Raw genomic sequence first — 23,448 nt, forward strand, 5'->3', positions numbered from 1 at the left:
GAATAATTCAGATTAATCTTTATAACAGAACCTTGTATCATGAAAAATTTTTTACTAATCCTATTAATTCTTTTTTCATTTAATGCACTGTATTCGCAAGATGTCATTTATACCATTAATGGAAAAATAGATAATCAGAACACTTCCCTTGATTCCATTCTTGTGGAAAATTTAACCAACAATACCCGACTTTTATTCAAAAACCTTCCGGATTTACCCGATTACAATATCAATTTAACAAAACAGGCCTTTTGGGGTGCCACGGGAATACACAACTTAAAAGAATCATCAGCCTTTTCCACGTATATTAATACCCCCGGATTATTGAGCCTTGCCTGTAATATAAACGATTTTTCATCATTAAACATCTTTGTTTATAATATGCAGGGACAAAGGGTATATGCTGCCAGCAATGTAAGGTTAAACAGAAATAGCCTGATCAACTTTCATTTTGGGTCCCCCGGATTATACCTGGTTGAAATAAAATCGGATTTAGGTATTCAGACTTTTAAAGGCGCAGGGTTAAGAAAAGAGGGGGCTTCTGTTGTAACCATGGATATTCGAAATGCGGCCCCGCTGCCCTATGGATTTAAAGACACAAAACAAACATCCACAAGCGATTTTAGTTTTAAGTTGGGAGACAGTCTTCGGTTTTCCGTATATAAAAATCAATATTATGCATCTCCAATTACAATTAAAGTTTCCGGTTCGGGAACAATAAGTTTTGTTTTAAAACACGATACCTTATTGACCGGTACTTTCACCGATTCCCGTGATGGTCAAACCTACAAAACGGTAAAAATAGGGAACCAGGAATGGATGGCCGAGAACCTGAAATATTTACCAAGTGTAAGCTCACCTTCGCAGGGTTCTGAAGATTCTGCCTATTATTATGTTTATGATTATCAGGGGACCAATGTATCGGAAGCGAAGGCCACAACGAATTATAAAACCTATGGAGTATTGTATAACTGGACTGCTGCCAAAAATGCCTGCCCCAGCGGCTGGCACTTGTCCAGCGATGATGAATGGAAAATCCTGGAAATGTATCTTGGCATGAGCCAAAAAGATGCTGATGATTGGAATTTCCGTGGCACCGATGAAGGTATAAAGCTGAGAAGCACAAGTGGTTGGAAGTACGATGGCAACGGTACCGATGTTGCTGGCTTTTCGGCGCTTCCGGGGGGGAAGCGCTACGGCAGTGGAAGTTTTGGCGCTTTGGGTCAAGGCGGTGGCTGGTGGTCGGCTACGACAAATGGCTCGGGATACGTATGGTACCGTTACCTGGCCTCCGGTTTTAGCGGAGTATTCCGCAACTTCAGCAATAAGGCGCCCGGTTATAGTGTCCGGTGTGTCAGGGACAGTGACCATGCCCCCGTTGCTAACTTTACAGCAAGTACCACAAGAGGTAAAGCCCCCTTAACGGTTACTTTCACCGACCACTCTTCAAACACCCCTGTGTTCTGGCATTGGGATTTTGGCGATGGACATACAGGTATACTGCAGAACCCGAGTCACACATACACCCAGGCCGGGACTTATCGGGTAACCTTAACCGCTACCAATAGCTATGGTTCAGGTACTATAAAAACCGATTCAATTGTTGTTGGTTATGCACCCGTTGCCAGCTTTACAGTGAGCCAAACAAGTGGTGACGCCCCCTTAACAGTTACTTTCACGGACCAATCTACCCATACCCCTACGAGCTGGCATTGGGATTTTGGCGATGGAGATACCAGTACCCTGCAGAACCCGACCCACACATACACTCAGGTCGGGGTTTATCATGTGGCGTTAACCGCTACCAACAGCTATGGTTCTAATACTTACTTAGAAGCCGATTCAATTATTGTTGGTGATGTTCCTGTTGCTAACTTTACAGCAAGTCCAACAAGTGGTGACGCTCCCTTAACGGTTACTTTCACGGACCAATCTATCCATACCCCCACGAGTTGGTATTGGGATTTTGGCGATGGAGATACCAGTACCCTGCAGAACCCGACCCACACATACACTCAGGTTGGAAACTATACGGTAACCCTTACTGCGACAAATAAATATGCTACAAATACGAAAGCTGAAAAATGCATAACCGTCTATTCGATTGGTACTTTCACCGATTCCCGTGATGGTCAAACCTACAAAACGGTAAAAATAGGGAACCAGGAATGGATGGCCGAAAACCTGAAATACTTACCGAGTGTAAGTCCGTCTTCGCAGGTTTCTGAAGATTCTGCCTATTATTATGTTTATGGTTATCAGGGAACCAATGTATCGGAAGCAAAGGACACAACAAATTATAAAACCTATGGTGTATTGTATAACTGGACTGCTGCCCAAAATGCCTGTCCCAGCGGCTGGCACTTGCCCAGCGATGATGAATGGAAAATCCTGGAAATGTATCTTGGCATGAGCCAAAAAGATGCTGATAATTGGAATTTCCGTGGCACCGATGAAGGCAAAAAGCTCAAAAGTACCAGTGGCTGGCAAAACGATGGCAACGGTACCGATGCTGTTGGCTTTTCGGCGCTTCCGGGGGGGGACTGCTTCGGCGGTGGATATTTTGGCGATTTGGGTAACGGCGGTTACTGGTGGTCGGCTACGGTAGGTGGTTCGGGATACGTATGGTACCGTTACCTGGACGCCGGTAAAAGCGGGATAGATCGCGACTTACACGGGAAGACGGCCGGTTATAGTGTCCGGTGTGTCAGGGACAGTGACCATGCCCCTGTTGCTAACTTTACAGCAAGTACCACAACTGGAAAAGCCCCCTTAACGGTTACTTTCACGGACCACTCTTCAAACACCCCTGTATTCTGGCATTGGGATTTTGGAGATGGAGGTAAAAGTACCCTGCAGAATCCGACTCACACATACACCCAGGCCGGGACTTATCGGGTAACGTTAACTGCTATCAACAGCTATGGTTCAGGTACTATAAAAACCGATTCAATCGTTGTTGTCGATGCTCCCGTTGCTAATTTTACAGCAAGCCCTGCAGGTAGTACGGCCCCCGTAACGGTTACTTTCACGGACCACTCTTCCAATACCCCCACGAGCTGGCATTGGGATTTTGGCGATGGGGATACCAGTACCCTGCAGAACCCGACCCACACATACACTCAGGTTGGCGCCTACATGGTAATCCTTACCGCAACAAATAAATATGGTACAAATACGAAAACTGAAAAATACACCGTCTATTCTACCGGTACATTCACCGACTCCCGTGATGGCCAAACCTACAAAACGGTAAAAATAGGGAACCAGGAATGGATGGCCGAAAACCTGAAATATTTACCAAGTGTAAGCCCGTCTTCGCAGGGTTCTGAAGATTCTGCCTATTATTATGTTTATGGTTATCAAGGAGATAGTGTATTGGAAGCAAAGGACTCAACGAATTATAAAACCTATGGAGTATTGTACAACTGGACTGCTGCCCAAAATGCCTGCCCCAGCGGCTGGCACTTGCCCAGCGATGATGAATGGAAAACCCTGGAGATGTATCTTGGCATGAGCCAAAGTGATGTCAGTAATTGGAATTTCCGTGGCACCGATGAAGGCAAAAAGCTCAAAAGCACAAGTGGCTGGGAGTACGATGGCAACGGTACCAATGCTGTTGGGTTTTCGGCGCTTCCGGGGGGGAACCGCAACGAAGGTGGATATTTTGGCGATTTGGGTAACGGCGGTTACTGGTGGTCGGCTACAGCAAGTGATTCACTACGCGCATGGCGCCGTTATCTGGACGGTGCTTACGGCGGAGTAGCCCGCTACTTCTACGATAAGGCGAACGGTTATAGTGTCCGGTGTGTACGGGATCAATAGGCTGTTTGGTGATTTTTTAAATACCCCGCCTGTGGCGGGGTTAAAATTTTTTTGAATTTGGGCTTATACGAAAATTTTACCGATACTAAATCAAAGCACTTTTTGATTTAGTATCGGCATTTATTCCCGTTTTAAATGGGATAAATTTTAAAATGCACTTTTACGCGGTTTAAAATACAATTGGTATAACATCACCTTATGTTTCATGGTTCAAGTGATTGAAGATAAAGTGATTAGTCGTTGGTTAAATATATTGGTAAATTGAAAAATTAAACAGTAAAATGAGCCACGTAACATGCCCTGTACGTTAGTCATAAAGAGAGGTAAAACTAAACGTTTTACCGTCAAATAAACCTTTGTCGCTCAGCTTCAATTCCGGAATTACCAACAAAGCCATGAACGAAAGTGTCATGAAAGGTGCACGTAATGTAGCTCCCATATCATGTAACATTTTATCCAGTGTTTCATACCGGCTGGCTACCTGGTAACCATTTTCAACCGACATGAGTCCGGCCACCGGCAGGGACAAAGTATGTTCTTCACCATCTTTTACTACAACTACACCGCCTTTACTCTTGACGATGGCATTCACCGCCTGAACAATGGCTTCGTCACTGGTGCCTACCGCAAGAATATTGTGGCTGTCGTGGGCTACACTCGAAGCAAAAGCGCCCTCTTTGAGTCCGATGTTTTTAATGAAACCTACGGCCGGTTTTGCTTTCTCATAACGGTTTAAAACAACCATTTTCAGGATGTCGTTTTCCGTATCGCTTACCAGGTTGCCCTGGACAACTTTTGGCCGGGCGTGGGCTGTTCCGGTAATAAGCTCTCCATCGTATGAAACAATGACTTTGATGTCTCCTCCTTTGTCTTCTACCCGGATATCTTCCAGAGTAATGGTTTCGGCATGAAAATTATTGGGCATTTGTTCGATTACGGAAGAAATGAGCGGGAGTCCGTTTTCTGCTACTTTTTCTCCGTTGATGTATGTGGCCAGAACACTGAAATCTTCCAGGTTATCCACCACAATCATATCGGCCGGGTCGCCTTCGCGTAACAGGCCTACATCCATTTTATAATGGACCACCGGGTTAAGAATGGCACTTTTCAAAACTTTTAACGGATCATGTCCTTTGGCAATAGCCCGTTTTACCAGGTCGTTAATATGTCCGGCCGCCAGATCATTGGGATGCCGGTCGTCTGAACAGAAAAGCACTTTGTCGGCATGATCTTTCATTAAGTCAATCAGAGCTTCAAAGTTTTTGGCGGCACTTCCTTCTCTGATCTGAATTTTCATTCCGTATTTTATCTTTTCCAAAGCTTCTTCCATGGTAGAGCACTCATGATCGGTGCTGATTCCTGCAGAAGCATATTTTTGGGCATCTTCTCCTTTGATCCCTGGAGCATGTCCGTCCACCGGTTTATGGTACTTGCGGGCAATTTCGATTTTCTTCATTTCCGAAGGCATCCGGTTGATGACACCGGGGAAGTTCATCATTTCGGAGAGATACGCGATCTCGTCCATAGAGAGCAATTCATCCAGCTCTTTCTCGCTAAATTGTGCTCCGGCCGTTTCAAAAGGAGTGGCAGGAACACATGATGGAGCCCCAAAATAAAATTTGAACGGAACTTTTTTCCCGTTTTCAATCATGAACTTCACGCCGTCAATACCTAAAACATTGGCAACTTCGTGCGGGTCAGAAACGGTGGCAACCGTGCCGTGCACTACTGCCAGTCGTGCAAATTCCGAAGGAATCAGCATGGAGCTTTCCACATGGATGTGGGCATCAATGAGGCCGGGAAGAATGACTTGTGTCTGGGTTATTGAAGCATCTTCCTCAATCGACTGAATCTTGCCGTTTTTTACATGAACACGGCCTTTTATTACTTTTTCATTGATCAGGTCAACAATCTGACCTGAAAGTGTAAAATCATTTTTTGTTTCCATAGTAAAAACAAAAATACAAAAAAGATTTTCTCGAATTTTTTTCGAATAAAAGATTATAAAATTTTAAGAAAAATCAGGGGAAAATCGTACATTTGAACCATGGTTTAAATAAAAAATAAAAAAATTTAATCCCATGAAATTAACACCTATAGAAACCGGAAATTTAAAACTGGATGGCGGGGCCATGTTTGGTGTGGTACCTAAAGTAATGTGGTCGAAAGTGTATCCGGCCGACGAAAATAACCTGGCCAATTGGGCCATGCGTTGTTTGCTGATTGAAGACGGTGACCGCAAAATTTTGATTGATAATGGTATAGGAGACAAGCAAGATGAGAAATTTCTCCGTCATTATTATCTGAATGGCGATGCCACGCTGGAATCTTCGTTGGCAAAAGCCGGTGTAAAACCGGAAGAAATTACGGATATGGTGATTACCCATATGCACTTTGATCATTGTGGCGGCAGTGTAAAATATAATGCGGATAAAACCGGATTTGAACTCACTTTTCCGAATGCTACTTACTGGACAAGCCGGCAACAGTACGAATGGGCTACTCATCCAAACCGGCGCGAAAAAGCCTCTTTTCTGAAAGAAAATATTTTGCCAATACAGGAAAGCGGCCATTTGAAATTGATTGAAGAAGAAGGAGAATATATTCCGGGAATTGAATTTAAACTTTATTCCGGGCATACCGACGGGCAGGTTATCCCGCACATTCATACGGATGGAAAAACGGTGGTTTTTATGGGCGACTTAATGCCATCGGCAGCACATATTCCTATGCCCTGGATTATGTCTTACGATACCCGTCCTTTACTTACGTTAAAAGATCGTGAACGCTTTTATAAAGAAGCTTTGGAGAATGACTATATTCTCTTTTTTGAACACGACCTTTACCATGAAGCAGCCGTGTTGGAAGATACGCCCAAAGGAGTTCGTGTGAAAGAAGCCGGCAAGCTTGAACAGTTTTTGTAAAACTTACCGGATGATGTAGGCCGGATCAATATGGCAGGAGTCATATTTCTGAAGATGGTTGACCCGGATCATGCGGGCAAGGTCATCAATATAATCCTTTCCACGTTCCGAATAGATCTTTAATGAATCAATGAGAAGGAACGGATTGTCTGTTTTTTGCAGAATGGCCCGGAAAGAAGCAAAACTGGTACGGGTATTCAGCATCGTAAAATAGGCATCGATTGATTCTTCAAGATTATTGAATTTTTGGAGGTAAATCTTAGTACCGTTGCGGTGTGATAAGGCCGGAATCCGGTTTTCGGTGCTGTCGAATGACCACATTCCGAAAACATTGTTTCCCTCTTTGAAAAATCGTGAACTTCCCCAGCCACTTTCAATAGCGGCCTGAGCCAGTACAATACTTGTCGGTACTGTTCTGAGCCGGTTAATCAGTTGCGCGGTATTTTTAGCGCGGTATTTTTTCATCAAGGGCATTAAGAAAAGTGTGTCTTTTGGAGTCATTGTTTTTTTCAGTGCCAGTTGTTCCACCACCTGCCGGGTATAATCCAGATTGGTTTTGGCCACAAGAACGGATGGCAGTAACATATCGAAAAACTTTTGTTTTTTTTCATGGACCGGAAGTCCTTTGAGTGAAACCGGACGGGTGTAAACATAAGGAATAACATTTGGGCAGTTTACCGGTTCAATGTCTTTTACCGTATGTGGTGTTTTTACAACCACTTTTACCCGTTTTAGGACCTGGGCATGAAGTGAGAAGTGAAAAATTAAAAATCCGATCCAAAAAATAAGAATACGTTTTCTCTCTGTAAAAAAACAGGCGAAGTTATTTTTTCCCATAAAAAAAGATTATTCGAAAAAGGATGGTTTATCCAAAACGGTTGTTTATTATTTGCGGCAAAGATACAATTTTTTAAAAATGCCCTACAGGCGCCTGGAATCCGGGCTTTCGTTTCGTTTTGATTTCTGAATGAAAAGCTTAACTTTGTGGCTTATTGTCATTTTGAAAACCCACATTTCGCAGGCCGTGATAAAAAGTAGCATGGTTCTTGCAGGTTTTCAAAAGCAGATTCTGGAAACTTTTTATATGATAAAATTTTTACAAAAGCATTTTTTGCATCTGTTCTCTGTTCCCGTCCGGAAATATTTTTATGCCGGGCCGTGGCTCTTTTTTCTGTTTTTGTTGCTGCCTTTGGCTTTGCAGGCGAATGAGTTTAAAGTGCTTTCCTTTCGTAAAGTTCCCAATGATATTTCGGCCATTCAAAATAAGTATAAGCGGTATGACGATAATGATATGCTTTGTGCTATCATTAAGGTGAGAAGCGACGTGCCCAATCTGCGTTTTTCGGCTTCCAATCCGGTGGTGGGCAATGTGGAACGCCGGCAGGGAGAGTATTGGGTTTATCTTTCTGAAGGAACCCGTCAGCTTTATGTATTTACCGAAGGTTTTATTAAACTCTCGTACACTTTTCCGATGCGTATAGAAAAAGGAACGGTTTACCTGCTGGAAATCACTTCGGTGGATCCATTGGGTATTGACCGTGGGAAAGGAAGCCTGAATTTTGCTTCTGAGCCCGATTCGGTAAAAGTAACCATTGACGGCTTTCCTGATTTGGTAAAGTGGACTCCCTGTTCTTTTAAAAATTACCGTACGGGAAGTTATAAGTTTATGTTCCAGTACAAAAGGTACCAGCCTCTGGATACCATCATTCACATCGACCGGAACAAAGAAAAAAATATCTTCATCCGGCTTACTCCGAAATGGGGAAATCTGGTGGTTACTTCGCAGGATACCCTTTCTTACACATTTCAAATTAATGGGAAAGAATATGTGGGGAGAAAACTGGAACTGGTGGGTGAACGACAAGGATTGGATGCCGGTGATTATTTGTTGCGGATATCGCACAACCATTATTATGATACTGCTTTTACGGTGCATCTTGTTCCTTATGATACGGTTTTTTATACCATTGGATTAAAACCGGTATTGACAACTTTGCGAGTGCTGACGGCTCCTCCGGGTGCTTCAGTTTTTCTTGACGGTTCTTATTTAGGGAAAACACCGCTGCAGAAACAGGTGATTACCGGCAAACATCATTTGCATATTGAGCTTCGCAATTTTGCCGATGAAGACCGGGAGATTACTTTGACAAAAGGACAGGAGAAAATAGTGGATTTGGTCATGGTGCGGCATGTTCCGGTGCAAATTACATCACTTCCTGATGATGCTTCGGTTTATGTAAATGGCATTTTTAAAGGGAAAACACCACTTACGTTGCAGATGGCTCCGCGAAAAGTACTTTTAACCATAAAAAAAGACCTTTACCAGACGCGTGAAGACAGTGTAATTATCCGGAAAGCCCGGCAATTGCATTTTACCCTGCAAAAGCAGAAATATAATTTGTCGGTGGTGACCTTGCCTTCGGCAGCTCAAATCTATATCAACGGAGAACGGGTCGGAATTACTCCCGAAAATTTTTCGCTTCCCTTTGGAAATTATAAAGTTCACGTGGAAAAAAGAGGATACATTTCCAAAAATAAAAGTGTAAATCTGAAACACGACCAAAAGGTTTCTTTTTCATTACGAAAAAAATTAAATGGATATATTTCCGCTACTTTTACCTTTCCGGATAACGAATATGAACTGTTGAAGATCGGAGGGGAGGTTGGCTGGACTTACCGGTCGGCTCCCTTTTTTATGACAGCGCTGGGTTATACTTACGGATATACGGATGATGTTTCCGGAAATTTGAGTGATGTGAAAAGTATTTATGCCGACAGTTATCCCGGATTATCGGTTCATGCCCTCAAAACGGATGGTTTCGCTGAAGAAGAAGTGAATATTTTTTATCTAAAAGCCGGCTTGGTGATTCCCAAACCGTTCATCATGGTTTTTAGTGCCACGCTGGGTGTTTATCATCAGTCGGGATATCCTGTTTATGTGTCAGATGATTCTTACTCTTCCGCTTTGGGCCCCGATCTTTATTCAGGAGATAAATTCATGGATCTGGATGGACAGGAAACACGGTATACGCCTTTGTATGGATTTGGTTACCAGATGAAAATCAGTACATTTTATTTCTTTGGCGATTATTGGATATCCAATAGCTTCAATCAGAGAGGATCCCGGTGGGTGTTAGGACTCGGACTGGCATTCTAATTAAAAAATCTATAGAATGAATAACAAAAAAACATACGGATTAGTCATAGTGCTTTTGTTGATGTTGCCGTTGATGGTTACTGCCCAGAAAAAAATGTTTGATGAAATTAAAAATTCAGGAGCATATATTTGGGGCTACGGACAGTCGGAAGATTATGACGAGGCCAATAAGCGGGCACTGGATGACCTGATCGGAAAAATATCGGTACATGTGGAAAGCCACTTTGAAAACCGTACCGAAGTGGCGGGAAAGAATCTGAAAAAATATACCGAATCGATTATTAAAACCTATTCCAGTGTTTCGTTAACGAACACCAAACAACTGGTGTATGAAAAGAGAAAAGTTTTTTATGTGTTGCGATACATTCGCGCAGAAAGCCTGAGCCAGATTTTTGCTAACCGGGAAAATAAAATCAGGGATTATCTGATGATGGGAACCCAGGCACAGCGTCAGTACCGTTTGGGAGATGCTTTGCGGTATTATTACTGGGCTTATGCCCTTTGGCTGAGCCATCCGTATCGTGAGAATATAAAAGTGAACGATGATGGTAAAGAAGTATTAGCCGGAATTTTACTGAACAACCGTATTCAGGAACTTTTGTCGGGAATCCGGTTTCGTGTGGAAGAAAAACTGAAAAATCCAAAAGACAATAATACGCGGATAATCTTATCGTGTACTTACAACGGCCATGCCGTGCAGAATCTGGATTATACCTACTTTACAGGACAGGGAAATTCTTCGCCGCAGGAAGTAACCGACGGGATTACCGAAGTTTATCTTTTTGGAGCAGAACAAAAGGCCATGGAAAAGATTGTCCTGCGTATTGAGTATAAATATATTCGCAAAAGTTATCAGGATCGTTCCTTGTCGGCGGTGTTACAAACCGTAGCCATTCCGTTTTTTAAAAAATCGGTCAAGGTGGTTTATTTAACCGGAGAGAATGTACGGGATGTAAAAGCCAGGAAACTGATTCAACCCCGTTTTCATGCAGTGAACACCTACCGTAAGAATGATAATTATTACCGGAAAACGGTGCGGAATCTTTTGATCGATATAACGAACGGGGAATATTCAAAAGCCTATAAATATTTTAGTCCGCAAGGACTGGAGATGTTCAAAAAGTTGTTGCAATACGGCCATGCTTCGGTTTTGCCTTTGCAGGATACCCTGAAGATCATCCGGCTAAATGATGAAATTATGGTGCGCCAGGTGCCGATGTCGTTTTATTTTCCGCACAGTTCCCGTCATTTTATGGAAAATGTGGTTTTTGTTTTTAATGCGGATAAAAAGATAGAATCCATATCCTTTGCTTTGTCCGAAAAAACCATTCATGATATTCTTCGTCATGGAAAAGCTTTTGGAAGTGTGGCCGATAAGTACACGCTTATTCGTTTTATGGAAGATTATAAAACGGCGTATAGTCTGAAAAGGCTGAATTATATCTCTTCCATTTTCTCGGATGATGCGCTGATTATTGTGGGAACTGTTTTGCAACACGCCCGTCCTATTGACGGAATGTATCAGCAAATTGGCGATAAAGCCGTTCGTTACCAGCGGTATACCAAAAAGGAGTACATCAGCCGGCTGAAAAATGTTTTCCGGAGTAACGAATACATCAATATTGATTTTGAAGAAGCTACCGTAAAAAAGGTAAACGGGAAGGATAAAATTTATGGCATACAAATTGCACAACATTATTATTCGTCGGATTATGATGATTTCGGTTATCTTTTCCTGATGATTGATTTGAATGATTCGTTAAAACCGACCATTTATGTGCGAACCTGGCAACCGAAAAAAAATCCGGATGGAAGTATTTACGGCTTAAACGATTTTAAAATTAACTAAATTAATAACCATAAAAATAGTGCTTTATGAAAAAAATGAGACCCATTTCGCTTGCTTTAGTGCTCCTTTTCGGAGTGAGCATTTTTATGTCGGCCTGTAAGTCTGAAAAGAAAATAGCCAAAGAAAATAAAGAAAAACTGGTGGAAGTTTTCTGTTCCGGACCAAAATATGAAACCGACAACAAAACGTTTCGGGCCAACAGCGTGGGCCAAAGTATTGATCAGGCGATCAGTAAAAAAATTGCGCTGAACAATGCCCGCACGCAGCTGGCTTCCGAAATAAAAGTGACGGTGCAAAGTGCGCTGGATAATTATGCCAAACAGCAGGTACACAACAAAAATGCCGATCTGGAAAAGAACTTTCAGAGCCTGAGTCGTGAAGTTGTGAACCAGGAGTTGATCGGAACACGTACGATCTGCGAAAAAGTAACCAAAACCCGTAAAGGACAGTACAAAACGTACATTGCCATCGAATTGGCCAGTGATAAGGTGCTGAAATCGCTTGACGACCGTCTTTCGAAAGATGAAAAACTGAAAATCGATTACGATTACGAAAAGTTTAAAAAAGAGTTTGACAAAGCGCTGCAAAACATGCAAAATCAGTAAAAAATTTTTCACTCCTTTGTCTTAAAATATCGTTTGAGGCAAAGGAGTGTTTTTTATTGAATTTATTCTGTTTCGGAATCTAAAAAATCCTGCCATGAAAACAAAAACCACACTATTTGTGATGCTGACTTTTCTTTTTGCCGTTCCGCTTTTTGGACAAACGGTGGACGAGCTGAAAAAACAGTCGGAGCAGGATATGCAGCGGATGCGGCAGCAGCAGGAACAGCTCATGGGGAAAATGCAGCAGGATTTTAATGCTTTTGTGCAGCAGGCCGACCGCGAATTTGCCGCTTTTTTAAAGCAAAGCTGGAAAGAATTTGAAGCTTTCAGGGCAAAACGTGCCCCGTTAAATCCGAAGCCATTAACTTTTCCCCGTTTTAATCCGGAAACTACTCCGGTTCCTTCACAGCAAAAAGAGATTATTCCGTTGCCGGTAGTTACACCGGCTCCATTACCCAAACAAAATCCTCCGGTAGCGATAGCGCCGGAAGAAAACCTTTCAAAAACAGGACTTTTGCCGGTTCATTTTCTGTTTTACGGCAGGGAAATACAGTTGCAGGCCAACCGGAAGCTCAATCAGCTTTTTCCGGCAAATTACAACCGGCGAACCGTAAGCCGTTGGTGGACGCTCTGCAGCCGTACAGAATATGGCGTTTTGGTAAATGGTTTGCTTGCGGAAAAAGAGAATCTTCAGCTGAACGATTGGGGATATTTTCAATTGGTAAAAGCTGCCGCTAAACAGTTGGCTCCGCAAAATCCGACACATGCGCTGCTGTTGAGTTGGTTTATCATGATCCATTCGGGATATGATATGAAAATCGCTTCTTCGCGGGGAAATCTGTTTTTGCTTTTCCCGGCAGATGGGGAAGTGTATGAGCGCAAATATATTGTGGTGAAAAACCGGACCTATTATTTTGATACCCCTTCGCAGGTTTCCACTTTTCAAACGTATGATTACATTTTTCCCAAGGCTACCCGGCGTATTGATCTGACCATGAAACGTTCGCCACTTTTGGGAGAGAATACGTTGGTGAAAACCGTTTCTTTTTCATTCCGGGGCAGAAAATACACTTTCCCGGTGGTGCTAAATCGTGAAAATCTGCAATTTGTACGTAATTACCCCATGACTTCCCTGCCGGTATATTTTGATGCTTCCATGCCCGGAGTAACCCGGGTTTCTTTGGACCATGCGCTGAAAAATGTTTTGCAGGAAATGGATTTGAATACCCGGATTGCTTTTCTGCTTCATTTTGTACAAACGGCTTTTGCGTATGAAACGGATCAGCAACAGTTTGGCCGTGAGAAATTCTTTTTCCCGCAGGAACTGTTTTATTACAAAGGATCAGATTGTGAAGACCGGGCGGTACTTTTTACCTGGCTGGTCCGTCATTTTACAAAACTGCCGGTTATCGGATTGGTTTATCCGGATCATGTGTCGGCAGCGGTAGCTGCTCCGGGAAACATGCCGGGCGATTATGTGCTGTATCACGGAAAAAAATATTGGGTTACCGATCCAACATACATTGGTGCACCTCCGGGCGTTTCCATGCCCCGTTACCGGAATATTCCGCCTAAGGTTATCCCAGTGAATTAAATGGTTTTTGAATACATGGCTTCGGTGGTTTTTAACAACGGGTCAAAAGCCATGGCAATATTCCGGACGATGAAAAATCCTTCACGATGAACCTGTATCCGGTTTCCGTCAATACTGATCAATTGGTCTTGTAAAAATTCATTTAATTTTTCCGGAGAAAATTCGGTGATCTTTTTTACTTCTTCCGCCGTTTTCCCGAATTGTTGCCCGATTTCGTCAAAGTCAACCAGGCCGTTACACATCACTTCGGCAATGACCTGACGTACCACAAGATCATTTTCCTTCATCAGATACGCTTTGTCAGGAGCCAGTCCGTGCTTCTCAATTTCTTTTACATATTGTGCCGATGTTTTTACATTCTGGATATAACCGCCATAGAGCTGGGTGATGGAAGAGCTGCCGAAACCGTAAACCTGTCCGGTAGTTTCGCGGGTGGCATATCCCTGGAAATTGCGGTGCAAGGTTTTGTTATGCAGTGCTTTGGTCAGATCGTCATCGGCTTTGGCATAATGATCCATGCCAATGGCAACATAACCGGCATCGGTTAACAGCCGGTGACCGGTTTCAAACATTTCCAGCTTCTGGTCTGGTGTGGGAAGTCCCCGCTTTTCCAGAATCTTTTGAGCGGCTTTTACCCACGGAACATGGGCATAAGAGAAAGTAGCCAGCCGGTCGGGTGATACTTCGATGGTTTTTTCAATATTCCGGGCAAAGCTTTCTTTGGTTTGTCCGGGTAATCCGTAAATCAGGTCCAGATTTACCCCGCGGAAACCTTTTTGTTTCAGGTATTGTACCAGTTCTTTCACCGGATGTTTGGATGGTGCCCGGTTGACCAGCCGGAGTACTTCTTCATCAAAATCCTGGACTCCCAGGCTTAGCCGGTTGAAACCGGTAGCCTGAAGCCGGTCGATATCTTTATATTCGAGATAAGCCGGATGGCATTCCATGGCAATTTCCGGATTTTCAATGAACTGGAAATGTTTCTGAAAAACAGCCATGATTTCTTCCACATAATTTAAATTAATGGAATTCGGTGTTCCGCCACCCCAGTGGATTTGACTTACTTTTCTGCTTTTGTCCAGGTGCTTCGCCACATTCTCAATTTCGGTAATCACTGCATCTACATAACGCCTGATCACTTCTTCTTTTTGCGATATGCCGGTGTTGCATCCGCAAAAGTGGCACAGACGCGGACAAAACGGAATGTGAACATAAAACGACAGGTTTTGCGGCTTGTCGTTATTCGATTGGACGATCTGTTCAATGTATTGCCGGGGAGTAAAACCGCTTTTGAAAAAAGTAGCCGGCGGATAACTGGTGTATCGGGGGCCGGGCTTGTTATATTTTTTAAAAATTTCCAGATTCATATTATTCCCATTTTTGTTCTTTTACCCAGTCGGTAACAAACCGGGCGTTTTCAAAAGGTGTTCCGGGCAAAAAACCATGACCGAGATTAAAAATCCAGTTTTTATGCTCTCTGCCGAAAACAAGATACTTTTCCAATTCTTTTTCGATGGTCTTTTTATCAGAAAACAGTAGCCTGGGGTCAAGGTTCCCTTGTAATCCGATTGCTTTGTCTAAAACTTTGCGGGCCCGCTCAAGTGGGGTAAGCCAGTCAACGCTGATAAAGTCAGCGTGTTGTGGTGTGATCATGTGTAATCCGTCGCCAATGCCTTTGGGGAAAAAGATAAAAGGAACTCCTTCTTCCCGTACAGCTGCGGCAATCTTTTCCACCGAAGGGAGAAAAACTTTCTCGTACATCCGGTTAGGAATCAGCCCGGCGTGCGTTTCGAAAAGTTGAAAAGCATCAATGCCGTGCCGGATTTGATTTTTGATATAAACCAATGTAATTTCGGTGACGGCATCTACCAATGCAGGCAGTTTATCTTCATGCGAAAACATCCATTTCACTGCATCTGTAAAATCAGAACGGCTTCCCAGTCCCTGAAGCATGTAACTGATCACTGTCAGCGGGGCGCCACAGAATCCAATGAGCGGTGTATTTTCAGGGCGGATTTTACGGATTTGATCGATTACGCGATAGATGTATTCCAGCTTTTCCGGCCGGGGATGCATTTTCTTTTCCGGATGATCAAAATGCTTCAGCGGCTCTTCAAAAACCGGTCCGGTTTCGGTAAAATCGAGTCCCATGCCAAGCGCATACGGAATAACCAAAATATCGGAAAACAGGATAGCGGCATCCACGCCGAGGTCGTGTACCGGCAGCAAAGTAACTTCTGCTGCCAGTTCCGGATTCTTCATGAGTTGCCAAAAAGTGTATTTCTCTTTGATTTTTAGGTAAGAAGGAAGAACTCTGCCGGCTTGTCTCATGTACCATACAGGTGGCCGTGACTGCGGTTTTCCCTGAAGCGTATCTAAAAAAATGGATGCCATCTCTTTGGTATTGTGTTAATGATTAGATGTTATGTGCCGGATTGCATTTTTTCCAATGCGGCCCGGTTAGCCCGGATGGTTTGGTCAATATCATCCTCCGTATGTGCATCCGAAACAAAACTGCACTCGAACTGTGATGGAGCCATATAGATTCCGCTTTCTAAAGCTATTCTGAAATATGCTGCGAATTTTTCAGTGTCCGATGCTGCTGCTTCGTGGAAGGATGTTACCTGTTTTTCTTTCGTGAAGAACAGAGTAAGCATCGAGCCAATTTGGTTTACCACAGCCTGCGTCTGGGTTTCGGTGATGTTTTTCCGGAAACCTTCGGCCAGACGGATCGCTTTCTTTTCCAATTGGTCATAAATTTCCGGATGATCATTTAGAATGTTTAATGCGGTTAATCCGGCAGCCATGGCTAACGGATTTCCTGAAAGTGTTCCCGCCTGATAAACCGGACCGGCAGGAGCCAGTTTTTCCATGATGTCTTTTCTTCCGCCGTAAGCTCCTACAGGCAGTCCGCCGCCGATAATTTTGCCCAAGGTTGTCAGATCGGGTGTAATCCCGAAAAGTTTTTGGGCTCCGCCGGCAGATAAGCGGAAGCCGGTGATGACTTCATCAAAAATCAACAGCGCACCATATTTTTGGGTTACTTGGCGCAATCCTTCAAGAAATCCTTTCTGAGGAAGTACCAATCCCATATTTCCGGCAACCGGTTCTACGATCACGGCAGCAATTTGGTCTCCGGTTTGAGCAAATAATTCTTCCACTGCCTGCAAATCGTTATAGGGAGCCACCAGGGTGTTTTTTGCCGTAGCTGCTGTGACGCCCGGACTGTTGGGTACTCCAAAAGTCATGGCACCCGAACCGGCATTGATCAGAAAACTGTCGGCATGGCCGTGATAATTTCCTTCAAATTTCAAAACCAGATCTCTTCCGGTGAAGGCTCTTGCCAGCCGCAGCGCACTCATGGTGGCCTCGGTGCCCGAATTGACCATGCGTACACTTTCCACGGAAGGAATCATCTCTACAATACGTTCGGCCATTTGGGTTTCGATTTTTGTCGGAGCGCCAAAAGAAGTGCCTTTTTCCGCTGCTTTTTTGATGGCTTCCACGATTTCGTCGCGGGCATGACCTAAAATAAGGGGACCCCATGACGAGACAAAGTCGATGTATTCATTGCCATCAATATCGAAAATGCGGGCGCCTTTGGCATGGTCAATAACGACCGGTGGCATGCCTACGCTTTTGTAGGCGCGTACCGGCGAGTTTACTCCGCCGGGAATACTTTTTTGGGCTCTTTCAAATTCCCTGATGCTGTTTTGACGATTCATCATCTTTCAAAAAGTTTGTTCTTACTGTAATTTTTCTGCGAAATGTTTGGCATGATAAGTCAGGATGATATCTGTGCCGGCGCGTTTGATGGAGGTGAGAATCTCCAGAATGATCCGGTCTTCGTCAATCCATCCTTTTTCAGCCGCTGCTTTTACCATGGCAAATTCGCCACTGACATTATATGCGGCAAGGGGCATGTTAAAACGGTCTTTGGCTCTGCGGATGATGTCGAGATAGCTCAAAGCGGGTTTTACCATGATGATGTCAGCGCCTTCGGCGATATCAAATTCCAATTCGCGGATGGCTTCGTCAGAATTGGCCGGATTCATCTGGTATGAACGACGGTCGCCAAACTGCGGGGCGCTTTCGGCGGCATCACGGAAAGGTCCGTAAAAAGCAGAAGCGTATTTTGCCGAGTAAGCCATAATCGGCATCATGTAATATCCTTCGGCATCCAATCCCTGGCGGATTTTTAATACACGACCGTCCATCATGTCACTGGGAGCTACCATGTCCACGCCGTGACGGGCAAATGTAATGGATTGTGCTACAAGTGAGTTGAAAGTTAAATCGTTGTCCACATCGCCGTTCACTACTACGCCGCAATGGCCGTGGGTAGTATATTCACAGTTACATACATCGGCAATGACAAACATGCCAGGAACGTCTTTTTTTATGGCGTCAATGGCACGGGGGATGATGGCATCGTCATGCGCAGCGATCATCCCGGTATCATCTTTTTCTTCCGGAATACCAAACAAAATGATGGCACGAATGCCGACATCCATAAGTGATTTACATTCTTCAACCAGCACATCAATAGACATCTGATAATTTCCGGGCATGGAAGGGATAGGATTTTTTACTTTGCTTCCCGGGCATACAAACAGGGGCATGATCAAATCGTCAACGGTAACTTTGGTTTCGGTAACCATATCGCGCAAAACCGGGTTTTGACGCAGTCTTCTTAATCTTGTCAGTGGAAAACTCATGGGATTTAATTTTTTAAGTGAAAATATTTTATGATTTCTTGTGCAAGGCCTGCTGTTCCCGGCTTTTTTGCCGTAAGCACCATGGCCTTGGTGGTATTCAGAATAGCGTTTGTGGTGATTTCACCGATGGAGACAATGCGCAGCGGGGCATTGGCCTTTTCTTGCTGATAAATCGCGTAAAAATTGTAAAATGCAGAAGGACTACTAAATACCAGTAATCCGTATTGATTTTGGAAAACCTTTTCCATCGTTTTCCGGTCATAATCTTTAACCGGGAGTGTTTGATAAACATTGATTCGCTCTACCTGTGCCTTTGGAGAAAGTTGATCTTGTAAAAAGTCAGGGGCTAAATTACCCAGTGCCAGCAAAACTTTTTCGCCGGATTGGATCACTTCTTCTTTCAGATAACGGGCAAAATCGCGGGAAGTATTCCCCGGTTGTATATAATCGACCCGGTGTGCGTTTTGGACAACTGTTTCAGCTGTTCCTTTTCCGATAACGGCAATTTTTATACTGTCAGGAAAAGTTTTTCCGGTTTGCTGCCAAAGTTTAAAAAAAGAATCCACCCCGTTTCTGCTGGTGAAGATCAGGTGTTGAAAAGTGTGAAGCCTGTGAAAGGTTTCAATAATGTTTTGGGTAAGCGAAACGGTTTGGATTTGTATCATCGGCAGATGAAAAAATGACAAACCGCTTGTTTTTAAGGCTTGTTGCAGTTCGGCTGCCCTTGGTGCTGGCTGGGTGCTGATGATTGACCGAACCCCGGAAACGATATGTTGACGGTTTTCATCCAATGGCTGCAATGATTTGTAAAGCACCGCGTTGTAAAAACGAATGGGCCAGCTGCCGGGCGGCTTCCACCGCGTCGTTTTCAGTAAGCCGGCAAGTGATCTGATCGGCCAGCGATTGTTTTCCGTCAGGAGAAAGTACCATGCCGTGAATTGTCAGCTGCCCGTGGTTTACTTCGGAATAGCAGGCAATCGGAATTTGACAGCCTCCCTGAATGGTTTCCAAAAAAGTATATTCGGCTTTGCCTCTTATCCAGCTTTCAGAATGATTGATCTGGGATAATAATCCGTTAATGAAATCATCCTTTTCTCTGCTTTCGATGGCGATGATCCCTTGTGCCGGTGCCGGCAAAAACTGTGCGGGATCCATTTTTTCTGTAATATTTTCTTCCAGTCCCAGGCGTTCCAGTCCGGCTGCTGCCATAATTGTTGCTGTGCAGTATCCTGATTTCCACTTGTTAATCCGTGTATCCACATTTCCGCGGATGTCCACAATCTGAAAACGGGGATTGATTTTGAGCAATTGTGCCCGGCGGCGTACGCTGGATGTGGCGATGATATCTTTTTCCGTTAATTCGCTGAGTGTCCTTTTACCGGTGCTTACCAGTGCATCACGGGGCTCGCCTCTTTCGAGTACGGCACTTAACTGAAGCCCGTCCGGAAAAATAGAAGGAAGATCTTTCATGCTGTGCACGGCCAGGTCGATTGTTTTATCTAGCAGGGCTTGTTCAATCTCTTTGGTAAAAAGGCCTTTGTCCCCAATTTTAGACAATGCTTTGTCCAGAATTTTATCGCCTTTGGTCCGGATAATTTCCAATTGGAAAGTATATTGTGGAAACTGGTGCTCCAATGCGGTTTTTGTGCGGTTAGCCTGATACAAAGCCAGTTTGCTGCCGCGGGTTCCTATTTTTACCGTTTTAGCCATGGTGGTTTCTATAAATCAAAAAATGCTTCGGCCATGGAAATGAAATCTTTTTTGTCGGCCTCTTTGGAAAGTTCTTTCAGGTTTTTAATGAATACGCGGGCAAATTTTTCGGTGATGTGGCGGGAGTATTCATTGATCAGTTTATCATCTTTTACCGAACGGATTTTTTTGAATTCTTCAATTTCGGTTTGGTTCAGACGGTGAAAATTTTCTTTGATTTTTAAGATCGCCGGAACCAGTTCCTGTTCGTTTTCCCAGGTCAGGAATAAACGGGTAGCACGACGGATAATTTGCATGGCTGCCGAAATTTCTTCCATCCGCTTTTGGTTGGTGCTTTCCACAATTTTTGTAAGATCGTCAATGGTGAACAGCTCAATTTCTTCCAGCTTTCCGATTTCTTCTTCAATATTCCGCGGTACTGACAAATCAAAAAAGAGCTGTTTCTGTTTTTTTGTCCTTTTTCTGATGGCTTCTTTCACCGCTTCGAGTTTCACCAGAGGCTCGGGCGAATCGGTAGCAATAAAAACAATATCGCTATCCGCAAGATACTGATTCACGGCTTCGAGCGGGATGCTTTGTCCCTGATGCAGCCGGGCCAGTTCTTCCGCTTTCTGGAAAGTACGGTTGGCAATGTGTAACGATCGGAAAGTAGATTTACGCAGGCTGTTCAGTACCAGCTGCCCGGTCTGTCCGGCGCCGATCATTAACAGACTTTGCTGACTCAAATCGGGGAAACGCTGGTGACACAGGTTCACGGCTGCCGAGCTGGCAGAAGCCGAACCCCGGCTGATCTCCGTTTGAGTACGTACTTTTTTGCCGGTTTCCAGTGCTTTCAGGAAAAGCCGGTTTAAAATTTTATCTGTTGTTTCGTGCTCTTTGGCAAACTGAAAAGCTTCTTTTACCTGTCCGATAATTTGATCTTCACCTACAATTAAGGAATCGATACCTGAAACTACCTTAAAAAGATGTTCAACTGTTTGCTCGTTTTCGTAAAAATAGAAGTTTGATTTTAATGTATCGTTATACGTTTTTACGGCAGCGAGTTGTTTCAGAATTTCCTGTTGGGCTTGGTGTTTTTGCTGGTTGTTGGCGTGATAGTATATTTCAGTGCGGTTACAGGTCGAAAGGATCACCATGCCTTCTACTACCTGATTTTGAATGAGTGTTTTTGAAAAGGAGATAATTTCTTCGGCGGAAAAAGCGAACTGCTCACGAATTTCCAAATCGGCTGTTTTGTAACTAATTCCAATGAGTGCTGTCATCTTTCCCTTTTTACAGGAGCAAAAGTACTTTCTGATTCTGTAGGAATTCTGAAATTGGCGTTCAAAAAGGAAGAAAAAGTTAGTTTAAAAACGGTTTAAACAGCGGGTTCGTCAGCGTTTTAAGTGTCGCTCTATTTCGCGACGTGTATCCCGTTCTTTCAGGTCTTCGCGTTTGTCGTAATAATGTTTTCCGCGGGCCAGGGCAATTTCGAGTTTGGCGAGTCCGCGTTCGTTGATAAACAGCACGGTAGGGATGATGGTAAACCCTTTTTCTTTTACTTTATTTTGAAGTTTTTTCAACTCCCGTTTGGTGAGCAGCAGTTTCCGGTCGCGTTTGGCGAGATGGTTGTTGTAAGAGCCGTAACTGTATTCGGCAATGTGCATTCCACGAACAAAAAGTTCGCCGTTATCGAACAGACAATATGCATCGGCCAGGTTGGCTTTGCCGTTACGAATGGATTTGATTTCGGTACCGGTAAGCACAATTCCGGCCACATAACGGTCAAGAATAAAGTATTCGCGGTTGGCCCGTTTGTTTCGAATCCGTATGTTATTGTTGTTGCTCATCCTGCTTTATCAAGGGCTGCAAAGATAACTTTTTCATCCGGATTACCGGTGAAGAAAAAAGAGAAACCGAATCAGGCTTTTTGGTATTGCAGGGTTACCGTAATTTTTCCGTCAGCACTTTCAATGTTTAAATTTCCGTTTACCAGTTGTTGGCAGGTGTTGACAATGGCCAGCCCCAGTCCGGAACTTTTGTCGGCATGTTCTTCAGCCAGTCCGAAGGCTTCTTTGATGTTTTCCAGCTTTTCCAAAGGGATTTCTTTTCCCGGATTGGTTATTTTTAATGCAAAAAACCGGTCGTTTTCTTCCGACGAAAGCCAAATTTCTTTCCCGCTGGAAAACCGGATGGCATTATGCAGTGTTTCGGAAATGCTTTTTTGTATCAGCTTTTCTTCGCCCAGTACCGGTGGAAAGTTGCTGATATCGTTTGTGATAACCAATTCTTTTTTGTTTATAAGGGACTGGTTTTCTTTCAGGGCTTCATCCAGTATTTTCTGCAGGTCTATCGGTTGTAAACGGGTGTCGAATTGCCGTGTGTGAAGATGGGTTAGGAAAAGGGCATTTATGGCAAAACGTTCCAGGCGTTCCACCGATTCTTTTAATATGCTGATAAACTCTTTGAGTTCAGGATCCTGCACCATGTCTTCCAAAAAATAAGTCGAACCGATGATCCCGTTTAATGGCGTACGAATTTCGTGGCTGATGAGTTTTAAAAACCGGCTTTTGGCATCGTCAAGTACCTTTAACTGTTCAAAAGCGTCGGCCAGTTTTTTGTTGCTCTCTTCAAGCTGGGCTGTTCTTTCTTTTACTTTTTGCTCCAGTAACTGGTTCATTTTTTCCAGCATTTTTTGCTGGTGGCGCAGCTTGAGCTGGGTTTTTACCCGTTCCATCAATTCGGCCGGATCAAAAGGCTTGGTAACATAGTCTTGCCCGCCGGCTTCAAAACCTTTTACAATATCTTCTTTGGCTGTTTTAGCTGTCAGAAAAATCACCGGAATGTCGTGGGTAGCCGGTGTATTCCGCAATTGCCGGCAAACTTCAAAACCGTCCATCTCGGGCATCATAATGTCCAGCAAAATAAGATCAGGGGGCGGAAAATCATGGGCGATTTTTAATGCGCGTTGCCCGTTAGTGGCAATTTTACGCTTAAAATCATGAAGTATGCCGTTTAAAATATCAATGTTTTCCGGGGTGTCATCTACAATCAGAATAACTTTATCTTTTAGAAAATCTTCCATTT

At 43.7% G+C, this 23,448-nt stretch carries 17 protein-coding genes; 6 read left to right on the top strand and 11 right to left on the bottom strand.

Translation table 11 applies throughout. From position 1 onward, the window contains the following. Positions 1-39: 39 nt before the first annotated feature. The gene (locus LA303_RS13530; RefSeq protein ID WP_317196911.1) at positions 40-3,825 is read left to right on the top strand and encodes an FISUMP domain-containing protein; all 3,786 of its coding nucleotides are present in this window, start codon (positions 40-42) and stop codon (positions 3,823-3,825) included. A gap of 307 nt (positions 3,826-4,132) precedes the next feature. Here LA303_RS13530 and ade read toward each other — a convergent pair whose 3' ends face one another. Further along, a complete protein-coding gene (ade, locus tag LA303_RS05990) occupies positions 4,133-5,773 on the bottom strand; it encodes an adenine deaminase (RefSeq protein ID WP_240527014.1) in 1,641 nt (546 codons plus the stop codon). A 133-nt stretch (positions 5,774-5,906) separates the two neighbouring features. Here ade and LA303_RS05995 point away from each other — a divergent pair, with 133 nt between their 5' ends. After that, positions 5,907-6,749, top strand: a complete 843-nt coding sequence (locus LA303_RS05995; protein WP_240527015.1) for an MBL fold metallo-hydrolase — start codon at positions 5,907-5,909, stop codon at positions 6,747-6,749. Positions 6,750-6,752: 3 nt separating this feature from the next. Here LA303_RS05995 and LA303_RS06000 read toward each other — a convergent pair whose 3' ends face one another. Further along, positions 6,753-7,469, bottom strand: coding sequence for a glucosaminidase domain-containing protein (locus LA303_RS06000; protein ID WP_240527016.1), 717 nt, complete (start codon positions 7,467-7,469; stop codon positions 6,753-6,755). 364 nt (positions 7,470-7,833) lie between these two features. Between LA303_RS06000 and LA303_RS06005 the strand changes: the two genes are divergently transcribed. The 4 genes from LA303_RS06005 (at position 7,834) to LA303_RS06020 (ending at position 13,954) form a co-directional block, all read left to right on the top strand. After that, positions 7,834-9,906 carry a PEGA domain-containing protein gene (locus LA303_RS06005; RefSeq protein ID WP_240527017.1) on the top strand — a complete coding sequence of 691 codons (2,073 nt, stop codon included), beginning with the start codon at positions 7,834-7,836 and terminating at the stop codon, positions 9,904-9,906. A 16-nt stretch (positions 9,907-9,922) separates the two neighbouring features. Then, positions 9,923-11,755 (top strand): hypothetical protein, encoded by a 1,833-nt coding sequence (locus tag LA303_RS06010; protein WP_240527018.1) that lies wholly within the window; start codon positions 9,923-9,925, stop codon positions 11,753-11,755. A 26-nt stretch (positions 11,756-11,781) separates the two neighbouring features. Then, entirely contained in the window at positions 11,782-12,360 is a 579-nt protein-coding gene (locus tag LA303_RS06015; protein WP_240527019.1) for a hypothetical protein, read from the top strand. Positions 12,361-12,454: 94 nt separating this feature from the next. Continuing rightward, entirely contained in the window at positions 12,455-13,954 is a 1,500-nt protein-coding gene (locus tag LA303_RS06020; RefSeq protein WP_240527020.1) for a hypothetical protein, read from the top strand. Here LA303_RS06020 and hemN read toward each other — a convergent pair. The 9 genes from hemN to LA303_RS06065 all read right to left on the bottom strand — a co-directional run bounded on the left by hemN (position 13,951) and on the right by LA303_RS06065 (position 23,446). Next, a complete protein-coding gene (hemN, locus tag LA303_RS06025; protein WP_240527021.1) occupies positions 13,951-15,321 on the bottom strand; it encodes an oxygen-independent coproporphyrinogen III oxidase in 1,371 nt (456 codons plus the stop codon). The two genes, LA303_RS06020 and hemN, sit on opposite strands and share 4 nt — an antisense overlap. A gap of 1 nt (position 15,322) precedes the next feature. Next, positions 15,323-16,348, bottom strand: coding sequence for a uroporphyrinogen decarboxylase (gene hemE, locus LA303_RS06030; RefSeq protein WP_240527022.1), 1,026 nt, complete (start codon positions 16,346-16,348; stop codon positions 15,323-15,325). A 29-nt stretch (positions 16,349-16,377) separates the two neighbouring features. Further along, a complete protein-coding gene (gene hemL, locus LA303_RS06035; RefSeq protein ID WP_240527119.1) occupies positions 16,378-17,679 on the bottom strand; it encodes a glutamate-1-semialdehyde 2,1-aminomutase in 1,302 nt (433 codons plus the stop codon). Positions 17,680-17,700: 21 nt separating this feature from the next. Further along, the gene (hemB, locus tag LA303_RS06040) at positions 17,701-18,672 is read right to left on the bottom strand and encodes a porphobilinogen synthase (protein ID WP_240527023.1); all 972 of its coding nucleotides are present in this window, start codon (positions 18,670-18,672) and stop codon (positions 17,701-17,703) included. Positions 18,673-18,677: 5 nt separating this feature from the next. Beyond that, positions 18,678-19,487: a uroporphyrinogen-III synthase gene (locus tag LA303_RS06045; protein ID WP_262901578.1), complete on the bottom strand. Its 810-nt coding sequence runs from the start codon at positions 19,485-19,487 to the stop codon at positions 18,678-18,680. Continuing rightward, positions 19,456-20,382 (bottom strand): hydroxymethylbilane synthase, encoded by a 927-nt coding sequence (gene hemC, locus LA303_RS06050; RefSeq protein ID WP_240527025.1) that lies wholly within the window; start codon positions 20,380-20,382, stop codon positions 19,456-19,458. The genes LA303_RS06045 and hemC overlap by 32 nt, the downstream gene beginning before the upstream one ends. A gap of 8 nt (positions 20,383-20,390) precedes the next feature. Then, the gene (gene hemA / locus LA303_RS06055) at positions 20,391-21,644 is read right to left on the bottom strand and encodes a glutamyl-tRNA reductase (RefSeq protein ID WP_240527026.1); all 1,254 of its coding nucleotides are present in this window, start codon (positions 21,642-21,644) and stop codon (positions 20,391-20,393) included. Between the two features lie 111 nt (positions 21,645-21,755). Beyond that, positions 21,756-22,211, bottom strand: a complete 456-nt coding sequence (gene smpB, locus LA303_RS06060) for an SsrA-binding protein SmpB (protein WP_240527027.1) — start codon at positions 22,209-22,211, stop codon at positions 21,756-21,758. 71 nt (positions 22,212-22,282) lie between these two features. Beyond that, a complete protein-coding gene (locus LA303_RS06065; protein WP_240527028.1) occupies positions 22,283-23,446 on the bottom strand; it encodes a hybrid sensor histidine kinase/response regulator in 1,164 nt (387 codons plus the stop codon). Positions 23,447-23,448: the final 2 nt, after the last annotated feature.

This window comes from Candidatus Sulfidibacterium hydrothermale (assembly GCF_020149915.1).
GTDB lineage: Bacteria > Bacteroidota > Bacteroidia > Bacteroidales > F082 > Sulfidibacterium > Sulfidibacterium hydrothermale.

What these genes read in the sequence shown, in the direction of transcription:
- hemN (WP_240527021.1), bottom strand. Translation starts at nt 15,321, where the DNA reads ATGAATCTGGAAATTTTTAAAAAATATAACAAGCCCGGCCCCCGATAC.
- LA303_RS06010 (WP_240527018.1), top strand. Translation starts at nt 9,923, where the DNA reads ATGAATAACAAAAAAACATACGGATTAGTCATAGTGCTTTTGTTGATG.
- hemB (WP_240527023.1), bottom strand. Translation starts at nt 18,672, where the DNA reads ATGAGTTTTCCACTGACAAGATTAAGAAGACTGCGTCAAAACCCGGTT.
- LA303_RS13530 (WP_317196911.1), top strand. Translation starts at nt 40, where the DNA reads ATGAAAAATTTTTTACTAATCCTATTAATTCTTTTTTCATTTAATGCA.
- smpB (WP_240527027.1), bottom strand. Translation starts at nt 22,211, where the DNA reads ATGAGCAACAACAATAACATACGGATTCGAAACAAACGGGCCAACCGC.
- ade (WP_240527014.1), bottom strand. Translation starts at nt 5,773, where the DNA reads ATGGAAACAAAAAATGATTTTACACTTTCAGGTCAGATTGTTGACCTG.
- hemC (WP_240527025.1), bottom strand. Translation starts at nt 20,382, where the DNA reads ATGGCTAAAACGGTAAAAATAGGAACCCGCGGCAGCAAACTGGCTTTG.
- hemL (WP_240527119.1), bottom strand. Translation starts at nt 17,679, where the DNA reads ATGAATCGTCAAAACAGCATCAGGGAATTTGAAAGAGCCCAAAAAAGT.
- hemA (WP_240527026.1), bottom strand. Translation starts at nt 21,644, where the DNA reads ATGACAGCACTCATTGGAATTAGTTACAAAACAGCCGATTTGGAAATT.
- LA303_RS05995 (WP_240527015.1), top strand. Translation starts at nt 5,907, where the DNA reads ATGAAATTAACACCTATAGAAACCGGAAATTTAAAACTGGATGGCGGG.
- LA303_RS06020 (WP_240527020.1), top strand. Translation starts at nt 12,455, where the DNA reads ATGAAAACAAAAACCACACTATTTGTGATGCTGACTTTTCTTTTTGCC.
- LA303_RS06005 (WP_240527017.1), top strand. Translation starts at nt 7,834, where the DNA reads ATGATAAAATTTTTACAAAAGCATTTTTTGCATCTGTTCTCTGTTCCC.
- hemE (WP_240527022.1), bottom strand. Translation starts at nt 16,348, where the DNA reads ATGGCATCCATTTTTTTAGATACGCTTCAGGGAAAACCGCAGTCACGG.
- LA303_RS06065 (WP_240527028.1), bottom strand. Translation starts at nt 23,446, where the DNA reads ATGGAAGATTTTCTAAAAGATAAAGTTATTCTGATTGTAGATGACACC.
- LA303_RS06015 (WP_240527019.1), top strand. Translation starts at nt 11,782, where the DNA reads ATGAAAAAAATGAGACCCATTTCGCTTGCTTTAGTGCTCCTTTTCGGA.